Below are 12,267 nucleotides of genomic sequence, written 5' to 3' on the forward strand. Positions count from 1 at the left end.
ATGAGCGAAACCGGGTTAACAAGCGGTGACTTTACCGAGGCGGCGGAGCCGTTCCGGCTCTTTGCGGCGTGGCTCGACGACGCGACGAAGAGCGAGATCAACGACCCCAACAGCGTGGCGCTGGCGACCGTTGATGCCGAAGGCATGCCGAATGTGCGTATGGTGCTGCTTAAGGGGTTCGACGAGGGCGGCTTTGTCTTCTACACGAACTTCGAGAGCGCCAAGGGCCGTGAGATCCTTGGCAGCATGAAAGCGGCAATGTGCTTCCACTGGAAATCGCTGCGCCGCCAGGTGCGAGCGCGCGGCCCGGTGGAGATCGTCACCGACGCCGAAGCCGACGCCTATTACGCGACGCGTCCGCGCGGCAGCCGCATCGGCGCCTGGGCATCCAAACAGTCGCGGCCGCTGGAGAGCCGCTTCGCGCTGGAAAAGGCGGTCGCCGAATACACGGCGCGCCATGCGATCGGCGACATCCCGCGGCCAAAACACTGGTCAGGCTTCCGCATCGTGCCGCAGACCGTCGAGTTCTGGCACGACCGTCCGTTCCGGCTGCACGACCGTGTCGTGTTTTCGCGCAACGCCGAGGGCGGTTGGGACAAAATGAGGCTGTATCCGTAGGGCACGACGGTGGAGCGCCGCTGCCCATTTTTTCAGCCCTTCTTCCTGGTCATGAAGGCGGCCAAGGCCGGGCCGCTTCTGGCGGATTTCCAATTCCCACGATCACGATCTCGTGTGCGTGAAACGTTCCAGCTTGCCGGAACGAACCAGGAAAGGGCTCAACGCGCCGCTGGCGCAAATTCAGGAGGAAACAATGCATTCACTCAGGTTGGTCACGATAGCCGGTCTTGCCTGCCTTTTCGCTTCGCAAGCCTTTGCGGAGGACGCGATGGGGACAATGACGGTGATGAAGGGTGGGGAGGTCATGGCGATCATGCCCGATGGGCATATGGGCACCATGATGCCCGACGCGAAGATGAGCGCCGAAATGATGAAAATGGCGAAACCGATCAAGCATTGCATGATGTTGATGACCGACGCCAAAGGCAAGACGTTCATGATCGACACGTCTTCGGCAAAGGCCCAGGCCGAATGTAAAAAAATGGCGATGTGACAAAGAGATCATGGCAAGAAAACCCGCCGGTTTCTGCCGGCGGGTCCACGATGCGAGACAAGGCCAGAAGGTCTAGGCCTTCTTCCTGGTCATGAAGGCCGTCAAGGCTGCGCGGGCCTCGTCGGATTTGAGCCGCTCGCGGAAATGCTGGCTTTCCTGGCCGATGCGTTCGACAAGTGAGTCGCGCGAGCCGCGCATCAGGTCGCGCGCGATCTTCAGCGCTTGCGGCGGTTTGGCAGCGATCTGGCCCGCCGCCGCCAATACCGATGCTTCGAGTTCCCTCTCCTCGACCACCTCGTAGATCAGCCCGGCGGCCTTCGCGCGCTCGGCCGAAAAGCCCTCGCCGAGGCCAAGCAGCGCGAAGGCGCCTTGGCGGCCGAGGATCTGCGGCGCGAGCAGGCTCGAACCGGCCTCCGGCACAAGGCCGAGATCGACGAAGGGCGTCCGGAATAGTGTGCGCGGCGTGGCGAAGGTCAGGTCGCAATGCAGGTTGAGCGTGGTGCCGATACCGACAGCAATGCCGTCGACACCGGAAACCATCGGCTTTTCCACCTTGGCCAGCGCCATCAGGAAATCCCAGACCTCGGTACCGCCTTCACCGCCCGAGGCGACAATCATGAAATCGGCAAGGTCGTTGCCGGACGAGAAGGCACCGGGCACGCCGAGAAAGACATGGACGCGGATCGCCGGATCGGCGTCGCCCCCGGCAAGGGCCGCCGACATCGTCGCGTACATGGCGCGGGTCAGGGCGTTCTTCTTGTCCGGACGGTTGATGCGGATGATCTGGATGGCGCCCTGGCGTTCGACGAGGATGTGGTCTGTCACGGATTGGTCCTTTGTGAATTTCGGGCCTTTGTGAATTTCGGCGCGTGCGAACCTCAGGCTGAAATCAGCGCCTTGCCGGCAACGGCAAGGCTGTCGGCGCCGCCGACGACGCGCTCTTTGAGCGCGGCCACTTCGCCAAGCAGGTTCTCGGCGAAGAACCGGCAAAGCGCGATGCGGTTTTGGTCGGCAAGCGCGCCGCGCGCCAGATAGGCCCCGCCCGCGGCAAGCGAGATCAGCCTGAGATAGGGTGTGGCGCCGGCCAGCGCCTCGTCCGATCGGCCTTCGGCTTGCAGGTCTTGCAGCAAACGGGTTGCCTGGGAGAGCTCGTCGAGCGCCTGGTCGAGGCGATCGGCGGTGCGGCCGAAGCCTTCAAGGTTCGACGCTCGCGCCGCATCGGCAACGGCCTTGAGTTCAGCGATGTAGCCATGCACATGCCGGCCGCCGCCGAGCGGCAGCTTGCGTGTCACCAGATCGATCGCCTGGATGCCATTGGTGCCTTCGTAAATGGGCGCGATGCGCGCGTCGCGATAAAGTGCTGCGGCCCCTGTCTCCTCGATGAACCCCATGCCGCCATGCACCTGCAGCCCAAGCGAGGCGACCTCGACGCCGACGTCGGTCGAAAAGGCCTTGGCCAGCGGCGTCAACAGATTGGCGCGTTCCTGCCAGTGCTTTGCATCTTCGCTCTGCGACGCAAGATCGATGGCGTGGGCGCAGGAATAGCAGATGGCACGGGCAATCTGGGTCAGCGCCTTCATGGTCAGAAGACTGCGCTGGATGTCGGGGTGATGCACGATCGGCGCCATGCCGGCACCGCGATAGCTCGCCGCCTTGCCTTGGCGGCGATCGTTTGCATAGGCGAGCGCCTTCTGCGTCGCCGCCTCGGCGACCGCGACACCCTGAATGCCGACGGCAAGGCGCGCATTATTCATCATGGTGAACATGCAGGCGAGGCCCTTGTTCTCCCCGCCGACCAGCCAGCCGATCGCGCCGGGCGCGGTGCCTTCGAAGCCATCGCCATAAATCATCGTGCAGGTCGGCGAAGCGTGGATGCCCAGTTTGTGCTCCAGCCCGGAGCAGAAGACGTCGTTGCGTGCGCCCAGCGCGCCATCGTCTCCGACCAGGAATTTCGGCACCAGGAACAACGACAGGCCGCGCGTGCCGGCCGGCGCGTCCGGCAGCCGCGCCAGCACCATATGGATGATGTTGTCGGTGAAATCGTGCTCGCCATAGGTGATGAATATTTTTTGCCCGAAGATGCGGTAGGTGCCGTCGCCGGCCGGCTCGGCGCGGGTTCGCAAGGCATTCAGGTCCGAGCCTGCCTGCGGCTCGGTCAGGTTCATGGTGCCCATCCATTCGCCGGAGACCAGCTTTTCCAGATATTTGGCCTTGAGTGCCTGCGAGCCATGCTTGTCGAGTGCTTCGACCGCGGCCATGGTCAGCGTCGGGGCGATGCCGAACGCCATCGAGGCGGAGTTCCACATTTCGAGCGCGGCGACGCCGAGCATGGCCGGCAGCGCCTGGCCGCCATACGCTTCAGGCGCGGACAGCGCATTCCAGCCGCCGCCGATCCAGCGGTGATAAAGTTCCTTCCAGCCGGGCGGGGTGGTGACGGCAGCGCCGTCGAGCACCGCGCCTTGCTGGTCGCCGATCTTGTAGAGCGGCGCCACCTCCTCACTGGCGAAGCGGCCGGCCTCGGCCAGAATGGCGTCGACGAGGTCCTCGCCGAGTTCGCCAAAGATGCCGGTATCGAGCGCCGGCTTCAAGCCGGCGACATGCTTCAGGGTGAAGGCGATCTCCTCGACCGGTGCCCGATACATGGCGCTCGCTCCTCCTCTGTCCGGCTCTCCTCAGTCCGGCAGGTCAACTCAAGATCCGTGCCGACGCTCCCCGTCCACCTCGTTTTACGTAAACGTCAAACTTTGTCACGCGGATTTTGCAGTTGCTGGCTCGTCTGCAAAATTATTTAGAGCCGGACGACGCACTTGATTTGTACGGCTATTTCCCGTACAAGGCAGTATCAGGGGTGACGATAATGCCAAACCAACAGACCCGCACCGCCCGTCTCGAAGCCCGTATTTCGCCGGATATGCTGGACGTGGTGAAACGTGCCGCCGAAATCCAGGGCCGCAGCGTCAGCGACTTCGTGGTCGCCGCCGCTCAAGAGGCGGCCCAGCGTACTATCGAGAACACCACCATCATGCGTATCTCCATCGAAGATCAGCGCGCCATGATGGAGGCGATTCTCAATCCGCCCGAGCCTAATGAGGCACTGCGCAAAGCTGCCGACGCCCACAAACGGCTGGTCGTCGAAACCCGGTGACTTTCGCCGTCATTATCGAACCGCTCGGCGGATCGCATGATCGCAAGGCGTTCAGCTGCGGGGTACCGGCGCTCGACCGCTACATTCGGGAGCAAGCCAGCCAGGATGTCAAACGCCGAGTCGGCAATTGCTTCGTTGCCGTGGATCGCGATGGCGGCGCGATCGCCGGATATTACACTTTGGCGGCGTCGAGCATACCAATCGCGTCCTTGCCTGACGAACAGACAAAACATCTGCCACGCTACCCGGTTCTGCCCGCGATATTGGTCGGCAGGCTGGCCGTCGATGCCCGATACCAGCGGCGGCGGGTCGGGTCGGCGCTGATCGTGGATGCGCTACGACGTAGCGTTAGCGCTGCCCCAGCAGCCTTCGCGTTGATTGTCGATGCCAAGGATGACCAGGCGGTCGCGTATTATCGCAGGCATGGCTTCACCTCGTTTCAGAGCCGCCCGCTATCACTGTTCCTGCCCATAGCAACAGCGTTGAAGCTATTTGGCTGACAATCGCAACCATCGCTTTGCTCTTGAGGAGCACCAAGGATCGCTTCGCCAGCGCTCCAACTCGCCCACTCGGCACCCGAAGCATTTCCTTAACCATGGCGGTTCAGGATTTGGCTTTGGCCAGCAAGGATCTGCTGTTTGAAAACGCCGGCGCGCCCCCTTGTCCGCTCAGCGCTTCTCGTTGTCGCGGCCGCGATTACCCTGGCGCTGACGCCGGCAAAGGCCTCGGATTTCTCCGAACCTTGGAAGGATGCCGACCGGGCGCTGGTCGTCGACGCCTACGAATACAATTCCATCGACTGGACCAGGCTTGCCACCGACAAGCGTCTTGTCGGCTTCATCAACAAGGCATCCGACGGAATGCCGCCACCCTATTTCTGTTTCGGCGACGAGACCGAGGTGCGGCTGTGCAAGACGCTTTGGAAGCGCCATGCGGTGGCGCGTGAGCTGTTCCAGACGCGCAAGGTTGTGGCCAAGGCGCTTGGCTTGAAATGGGGCGCCTATCACCTCGCCCGCCCCGGCAACCCGGTCGGCCAGGCCAATCATTTCATCGAGTTCGCCGAACCCGGGCCGGACGACCTGCTTGCCCTCGACATCGAGGACGACGACCCGACGCAGTGGATGTCGCTGGACGACGCCGAAGAATTCGTCCGTCAGGTGCATCGGCGGCTCGGCCGCTTTCCGGTGCTCTACACCAATGGAACGACCGCCCGGCACATCGCCGACAACAGATACAAATACCAGCTGCTGTCGCGGCTGCCGCTGTGGTATGCGCGCTACAAGCCAGACATCGGCGTGCATTTTCCGATGGGCAACTGGCAGGGTTATGCGCTCTGGCAGTTTTCGGCGCGAGCAAACTGCGGCCGGTTCCGCTGCCCTTACAGGGTCGCGGGCACACCTAACGATATCGACGTCAGCGTCGCGCCGATGAACGCCACGGAATTGCGCGCGCAGTGGCCGTTCGGCGGCCTGATCGACGTGCAGCCGGATTATCTCACCTCGATACCGGTGCCGCTCTCACGCGAGGCGGGGCTCGCCGGCGGCACCATCACTTACGCCAGCGTGACGCCAGCAAGCGTCGAGGAGATGGTCGCGGTATTCAGGGCGCGCCTGGCCAGGTTCAGCAGCGGCTTTCAAATGCCTGCGGCGAAGGCGGCGCCGGGCCTTCTGCGCGGGATTGCCGAATATGTCGCCTGGACGCGAAACGAAAAGCGTGCGGCATCGGTGCCAGGATTTGTCTCCACCGCCGATGCGGTCAGCAGCGTCTCGACCGAATTCGACCACGGCTTGCGCTGAGGCCGAAGGCAGCCCGAAGCATCAGTTCGCCTGCTCGCGCGCCACCGCCAGCCAGCCAATGTCGCGGCGGCAAAAGCCTTGCGGCCAGTCGATCCGGTCGAGCGCGGCGTAAGCCTTCTTCTGCGCCTCGCCGACGGTGCGGCCGGTCGCCGTGATGTTGAGCACGCGACCGCCATTGGCGACGAGTGCGCCGCCGTTGATGGCGGTGCCGGCATGAAATATCTCGACGCCCTCACCCGCCGCCGCCTCGACGCCGCGGATGACCGAGCCCCTTTCCGGCGTGCCGGGATAACCCCTGGCTGCCATCACCACGGTGAGCGCCGCCTCGTCGCGCCAGCGCACCGAAGTATGCGCCAGCTGGCCGTCGGCGGCTGCGTTGAGCAGGACGAGCAGATCGTCCTTCAGCCGCATCATCAGCACCTGGCATTCCGGGTCGCCGAAACGGGTATTGTATTCGATCAGCTTCGGCCCGCTGTCAGTGATCATCAGCCCGGCGAACAGCACGCCGGAAAACGGCGCGCCTGTTTCAGCCATGCCGCGCATGGTCGGCTCGACGATCTCGCGCATGGTTCGGTCGATCATTTCCGGCGTCATCACCGGGGCCGGCGAATAGGCGCCCATACCGCCGGTGTTCGGGCCGGTGTCGCCGTCACTGAGGCGCTTGTGGTCCTGCGCGGTGCCGAAGGGCAGCGCGGTGGTGCCGTCGCACAGGCAGAAGAAACTTGCTTCTTCGCCGACGAGAAACTCCTCGACCACCACTTCCGCGCCGGCCTGGCCGAAGGAGCCGTCAAAACAGGCGTCGAGCGCGGCCAGCGCCTCGTCAAGCGTCATGGCGACGGTGACGCCCTTGCCGGCAGCGAGGCCGTCGGCCTTGATGACGATCGGCGCACCCGTCTTCTCGACATAGGTCCTGGCCGAAGCCAGATCGTCGAAGCGGCCATAGGCGGCGGTCGGGATGCCGTATTTGGCGCAGAGGTCTTTGGTGAAACCTTTCGAGCCTTCCAGCCGTGCCGCTGCCTTTGACGGTCCGAAGACGCGGATGCCCTCGGCGCGCAGGTCGTCGGCAATGCCGGCGACCAGCGGCCCTTCCGGCCCGACCACGACGAGGCCTATTTCATTCTCGCGGCAAAACCGGACCACCGCTGCGTGATCGGCAGTATCGAGCCTCACCAGTTCGGCTTCGTGGCCGATCCCCGGATTGCCGGGCGCCGCGTAGAGTTTGGTCAGCAGCGGCGACGCCGCGATCTTCCAGGCCAGCGCATGCTCTCGTCCGCCAGAGCCGATCAGCAAAACACGCATGCCCAGATTCCTCGTCATTCCAAGACCAGGACTGCGCTATTGCGCCGCGCGGGACGGGTCAAGACATTTGGCTGCCGAAGCGCCGATTGCGCGTGGCGAGCGTGCGGGGGCTGCTTGACGCTTGACGGCATTCGCCTCTGCTGCCACTCCAGCAAAATGGAAACCGTCCAGTCGAAAGCGGCCCAGGGCCGCGTCGCCGATGCGCCGAGCGGCCACTGGGTCTATCGCGTGCTGCCGCGGCGGTTGTGGCCCTATGCGCAGCTTGCCCGGTGGGACCGGCCGATCGGCTGGCAATTGCTGCTGTGGCCATGCTGGTGGTCGGCTGCGCTTGCCGCGAGCGCCTATCCGCGTCCGACGGACCCGCTTCTCTCTCTGCTGCCGTCGCCGTGGTATCTGCTGCTGTTTTTTCTTGGCGCGTTCGCCATGCGCGGCGCCGGCTGCACCTACAATGATTTGGTCGACGAGGACATCGACAACCAGGTGGAACGCACGCGCTCGCGGCCGCTGCCGGCCGGCAAGGTCACGCGCCGGCAGGCCTGGATGTTTGTTGTCGTGCAGGCACTGGTCGGCCTTGCCGTGCTTTTGCAGTTCAACAGCTTCGCCATCTTGCTCGGCATCGGCTCGCTGGTCATCGTCGCCGTCTACCCGTTCATGAAGCGGTACACCAATTGGCCGCAACTCGTTCTCGGCCTTGCCTTTTCCTGGGGAGCGCTGATGGGATGGGCGGTCGAGTTCGGCGATCTCGATGGGCCGGCAATCATGCTCTATATCGGCTCGATCCTGTGGGTGATCGGCTATGACACGATCTATGCGCATCAGGACAAGGAAGACGACGCCATCGTCGGCGTGCGCTCGACGGCGCGCCTGTTCGGCGACAATACCAAGGTCTGGCTGGCCGGGCTTTATGGCGGAGCGCTGGTCTGCTTCGCCATCGCCTTTGCCTCGGCACAGGCACCGGTGCCTGCACTTGCCGGGCTGATCGCCGCCGGCGCGAATCTGGCGCGGCAGATCGGCGTGCTCGACATCGACGATCCGGACCAGTGCCTGAGGCTGTTCAGATCGAACAACCAGGTCGGCTGGCTGATCTTCCTCGGCCTGATCGGCGGCGCGGTCTGGGTGGCGCTGAAGCCGCTGGTTTAGCTATTCCCGCGAAATAAGCTCTTCGCCGCCGATGACCAGCCTGAGGCCGAGGTCGCCGGCGCGGCGGCGGGCGAGGAAGCGCGGGCGGCGCATGGTCGAGACGCGACCCTTGCGGCGGTCCTGCGCCGGCAGCGCCTTGATGGCGGCGCCGAGCGATTCTTCCAGCGTGCGGGCGATGCCGTCGGCCTCGATCAGCAGCATCGGCAGGCGGTAGGCGTCGGCCCAGGCGCGCCAGTCGGCGGCGACGTCGTCGAGATCGTCGGCGACCAGCAGCGGCACCGACAGCATCGGGTCATTGTGCAGAAGCTCAAGCGTCACTGTGACATTGCCATCCGGATCCTCCATCGCGCGGGCGGCGACGCCGCGAAACGCGTTGGCGGGCAGAGCGATGATCGCCGGCACGCCGCTCATCTCCAGCGTGCGGCGGATAACCGCGCCGCGCTGGTCGATGGTGAAGGTAACGTCGCCATAATCGTCGCGCGTGGCGTAGCTCACCACCTGCGGCAGGCGGAATGGGTCGAGGCGCATATTGCGCCCGGCCCAGACTGGCTTCAGTCCAGTGTTCATATCGTGCCTTTCCTGTTTCTCCTGAGAGCCGGTGTTTCCGGTTCTCCGGGCCGGTTTTCCCAGCCTCGTTTGTGGAGAAACATTAGCGCGGGCTTCTTATCCTCGCGCTTAAGAAAGTCGGTTAAATTTTGCTGATCCGGGGCGGATGGTTATCGGAATGCCAACCGGCGCAGGCCGGCGAAAGGATCAGATAACCTTACCCGGATTCATGATGCCGGCCGGATCGAAGGCGGCCTTCACCCTGCGCATCAGCTCGATCGCCATCGGCGGCGCCGTCGCGATCAATTCGTCCCGCTTCAACTGGCCGATGCCGTGCTCGGCCGAGATCGAGCCATGAAACGCGCGCACGACGTCGTGCACGGCCTTGTTCATGACGTGGTAAAGGCCGAGAAACGCCTCGTCATCGCCGTCGGCCGGCCGGGAGATGTTATAGTGCAGGTTCCCGTCGCCCATGTGGCCGAAGCAGACGACGCGCGCGCCGGGACTGACCGATTGCACGGCGCCGGCGGCCTTTTCAATGAAGGGCGGGATTGACGCCACCGGCACCGAGATGTCGTGCTTGATCGAGGCACCTTCCGGTTTCTGCGCCTCGGGCAGCACCTCGCGGAAATTCCAGAACGCATCGCCCTGGGCCATGCTTGCCGCGATCACCGCATCGCCGACGATCGCTTGCTCGAGGCCTGCCTCCAGCACCTCCTCGATCAGCGCCCTCGCATCGTCGGCCGAACGGCCCGACGAGATCTGCATCAGCACATACCACGGCCAATCGCCGGCAAGCGGCCGCACCACGCCTTGTGCGTGGGCAAGCGTGAAGTCGTAAGGCCTCTGGCCGATCAGCTCGAAGGCGGTGAGCGCTGCCCCTGCACGGTCCATCGCCAGGCTGAACAGCGACAATGCCGCCTCCGGCGATGACAGGCCGGCAAACGCCACCTCGCGCCCCTTGGGCTTGGGGAACAGCTTGAGCACGGCGGCGGTAATGATGCCGAGCGTACCCTCGGCGCCGACGAACAGGTTCTTCAGATCGTAACCGGTATTGTCTTTTTTCAGCTTGCGCAGATCGTCGAACACTTCACCGGTCGGCAGCACCACTTCGACGCCGAGGCAGAGCTCGCGCGCATTGCCGTAGGCAAGCACGCCGGTGCCGCCGGCGTTGGAGGAGAGATTGCCGCCGATCTGGCAGGAGCCTTGCGCGGCAAGCGACAGCGGAAACAGCCGGTCGGCGGCATCGGCCGCTTCCTGCAGCGTCTGCAGGATGACGCCGGTTTCGACCGTCACCGTGTTGGACAGTGTATCGATCTCGCGGATGCGGTTCAGCCGCGACAGCGACAGCACGATCTCGCGGCCGGATGCGTCCGGCACCTGGGCGCCGACCAGCCCGGTGTTGCCGCTTTGCGGCACGATGGGCGTGCCGGTTTCGGTTGCCAGCCGCATGATGCTGCTGACCTCCTCGACGGTCCCCGGCCTCAGCACCAAAGCCGTCCTGCCGTGCCAAAGTCCGCGCCGCTCGGTGAGGTAAGGCGCGATGTCCCGCTGATCGCGCAGCGCATATTTGTCGCCGACGATTGCCGCAAAGCGGGCGACGACGGCGGGGTCGAGATCGGGGGAAATGTCGTTCATGGGTGGAAACTATGGTGCTCAATCCATCTTGTCACGCGGGGCGATCTTGTCACGCGGGGCGGCGGCGCGCGAAAGCCGGTCATTGATCGCCTCGCCCAGCCCTTCGAACGGGATCGGCTCGACGGCGATGGTTTTGGCGCGACTGCTATCGAGATCCTGCAGATGGGCGAAGAGATTGCTTGCCGCCTCGCCCAGGTCGCCGGTCTCCGACAAGTTGCGCAGGGCGGCTGCATCGCGCCAGCCTTCGGCACGGCGGCGGCCGAAGGCCAGCAAGGCTTCGCCCGGTGCGACCTCCGCAGCATTGAGCCGCACTGCCGCACCTGGCGCATAGTGCGAGGCGAGCATGCCGGGCGCCTCGATGCCCGAAGCGCCGCGCAGCAACTTTGTCCCGGCCACTGCTTCGATCTCTTCGGCGGCAATGCCGCCCGGCCGCAGCAGCCGCAGCTTTCCAGCTTCGACCTTGACGATGGTCGATTCCAGCCCGACCGGCGTCGCGCCGCCATCGACCACAAGCTTGATCCGGGGACCGAGATCGGCGGCCACGGCATCGGCCGTCGTGGCGCTGATCCTGCCCGAGGAATTGGCGCTGGGCGCCGCCAGCGCGCGGCCGAACCTGGCGATCAGCTCGCCGCCAAAGCCTTTCGGCATGCGCAGCGCGATCGTTTCCAGACCGGCGGTGACCAGCGGATGAATGCCGTTGCCGGGCCGTTGCGGCAGCACCAGCGTCAGCGGCCCCGGCCAGAATGCCTGCGCCAATCTTTCCGACAGCGGATCGAACAGCGCGATGCGCTCGGCCATCGCCGGGTCGGCTATATGGGCGATCAGCGGGTTGAAGCGAGGGCGGCCCTTGGCTTCGAAGATGCGGGCCACGGCAACGCCATTGGTCGCGTCGCCGGCCAGCCCATAGACGGTCTCGGTCGGGATGGCGACGACATCGCCGCTCTCGAGCAGCGCCAACGCCCTTTCCATCGCCTCGCCGACGGCACGAATTTCAGCCACTGTCGTCACCTCACGGATGCGGGTGCCTAATACGCTGACGCCGACGGAGCAAGTCCGGGCGTGGGCGAATCGCAAATCGCTAAAATGCTCTGTTTCCCCGCAAGCCGGCATCAACTGGCCCTCGGCTACGGTGCCGTCTTGTTGGGCAAGGGGAATTATCATGCTTTCGATGCGTATCGTTGGAGCGCTTGGTCTGGCGTTTATGGCCGGCACGGCACAGGCCTCGTCGCTGGTTTTTCTCGGGCAAACGACGGCGACGCCTTCGGTTGTAAGTGCCGGCGCGCTCGAACGGGCAAAAACACCGTCGATCGTCGCGCTCGGCGAGAAGTTGCCTGACGTCAATGAAAACGTCACCGATGAAAAGGTCGCGGCGATCCCGAGCCAGCCGAGTCATGGCTTCGACGGAAGCCCGATGATCATTCGCGGCGGTATCGTCGGCGATGCCTTTGCAACGCCGGCGCCCAAGGTCGCGCCGGCCATCGCTGCCGCGCGCGCCGCGGACAGCAAAGCCGACCCAAAGGTCGCCAGCAAAACCCCTGAACCGGCTGCGCAGCAGCCTGCCCCGCTAGCAGCTCCCGACCAGCCGAAATAGC

General features: G+C 64.5%; 13 protein-coding genes. 7 read left to right on the plus strand and 6 right to left on the minus strand.

Going from position 1 to position 12,267, the window contains the following annotated elements; all coding sequences use genetic code 11:
• Both pdxH and NKH59_RS04655 read left to right on the plus strand, forming a co-directional pair.
• Entirely contained in the window at positions 1–618 is a 618-nt protein-coding gene (pdxH, locus tag NKH59_RS04650) for a pyridoxamine 5'-phosphate oxidase (RefSeq protein WP_353021079.1), read from the plus strand.
• A 277-nt stretch (positions 619–895) separates the two neighbouring features.
• The gene (locus tag NKH59_RS04655) at positions 896–1,111 is read left to right on the plus strand and encodes a hypothetical protein (RefSeq protein WP_352612388.1); all 216 of its coding nucleotides are present in this window, start codon (positions 896–898) and stop codon (positions 1,109–1,111) included.
• A 72-nt stretch (positions 1,112–1,183) separates the two neighbouring features.
• On the opposite strand, the gene NKH59_RS04660 is transcribed toward NKH59_RS04655, so the two are convergent.
• Both NKH59_RS04660 and NKH59_RS04665 read right to left on the minus strand, forming a co-directional pair.
• Complete coding sequence (locus tag NKH59_RS04660; RefSeq protein WP_353021082.1) at positions 1,184–1,936, minus strand: crotonase/enoyl-CoA hydratase family protein; 753 nt, start codon at positions 1,934–1,936, stop codon at positions 1,184–1,186.
• Between the two features lie 53 nt (positions 1,937–1,989).
• A complete protein-coding gene (locus tag NKH59_RS04665; protein ID WP_353021085.1) occupies positions 1,990–3,753 on the minus strand; it encodes an acyl-CoA dehydrogenase family protein in 1,764 nt (587 codons plus the stop codon).
• Positions 3,754–3,875: 122 nt separating this feature from the next.
• Between NKH59_RS04665 and NKH59_RS04670 the strand changes: the two genes are divergently transcribed.
• The 3 genes from NKH59_RS04670 to NKH59_RS04680 all read left to right on the plus strand — a co-directional run bounded on the left by NKH59_RS04670 (position 3,876) and on the right by NKH59_RS04680 (position 6,052).
• A complete protein-coding gene (locus tag NKH59_RS04670; RefSeq protein ID WP_352501975.1) occupies positions 3,876–4,256 on the plus strand; it encodes a type II toxin-antitoxin system TacA family antitoxin in 381 nt (126 codons plus the stop codon).
• Complete coding sequence (locus tag NKH59_RS04675; protein ID WP_352501976.1) at positions 4,253–4,756, plus strand: GNAT family N-acetyltransferase; 504 nt, start codon at positions 4,253–4,255, stop codon at positions 4,754–4,756. Before NKH59_RS04670 ends, NKH59_RS04675 begins: the two co-directional genes overlap by 4 nt.
• 138 nt (positions 4,757–4,894) lie before the next feature.
• Positions 4,895–6,052, plus strand: coding sequence for a glycoside hydrolase family 25 protein (locus NKH59_RS04680; RefSeq protein WP_353021087.1), 1,158 nt, complete (start codon positions 4,895–4,897; stop codon positions 6,050–6,052).
• Positions 6,053–6,073: 21 nt separating this feature from the next.
• Here the strand turns inward: NKH59_RS04680 and purD are convergent, their stop codons facing one another.
• Positions 6,074–7,351 carry a phosphoribosylamine--glycine ligase gene (gene purD / locus NKH59_RS04685; RefSeq protein WP_352737074.1) on the minus strand — a complete coding sequence of 426 codons (1,278 nt, stop codon included), beginning with the start codon at positions 7,349–7,351 and terminating at the stop codon, positions 6,074–6,076.
• 156 nt (positions 7,352–7,507) lie between these two features.
• On the opposite strand from purD, the gene ubiA reads away from it, so the two are divergent.
• Entirely contained in the window at positions 7,508–8,491 is a 984-nt protein-coding gene (gene ubiA / locus NKH59_RS04690) for a 4-hydroxybenzoate octaprenyltransferase (protein ID WP_352470707.1), read from the plus strand.
• Here ubiA and NKH59_RS04695 read toward each other — a convergent pair whose 3' ends face one another.
• From NKH59_RS04695 to NKH59_RS04705, 3 genes are all read right to left on the minus strand, one after another.
• On the minus strand, positions 8,492–9,058 hold the full coding sequence (locus NKH59_RS04695; protein WP_023674094.1) for a DUF6101 family protein: 567 nt from the start codon (positions 9,056–9,058) through the stop codon (positions 8,492–8,494).
• A 186-nt stretch (positions 9,059–9,244) separates the two neighbouring features.
• Positions 9,245–10,675: an FAD-binding oxidoreductase gene (locus NKH59_RS04700; RefSeq protein WP_353021089.1), complete on the minus strand. Its 1,431-nt coding sequence runs from the start codon at positions 10,673–10,675 to the stop codon at positions 9,245–9,247.
• Positions 10,676–10,693: 18 nt separating this feature from the next.
• Complete coding sequence (locus NKH59_RS04705) at positions 10,694–11,674, minus strand: L-threonylcarbamoyladenylate synthase (RefSeq protein WP_352851682.1); 981 nt, start codon at positions 11,672–11,674, stop codon at positions 10,694–10,696.
• A gap of 160 nt (positions 11,675–11,834) precedes the next feature.
• Here NKH59_RS04705 and NKH59_RS04710 point away from each other — a divergent pair, with 160 nt between their 5' ends.
• On the plus strand, positions 11,835–12,266 hold the full coding sequence (locus NKH59_RS04710; RefSeq protein WP_353021092.1) for a hypothetical protein: 432 nt from the start codon (positions 11,835–11,837) through the stop codon (positions 12,264–12,266).
• The last annotated feature ends 1 nt before the right edge of the window (position 12,267 follow it).

Origin of the sequence: Mesorhizobium sp. M0998 (genome assembly GCF_040318885.1) — a bacterium.
Taxonomy (GTDB): domain Bacteria; phylum Pseudomonadota; class Alphaproteobacteria; order Rhizobiales; family Rhizobiaceae; genus Mesorhizobium.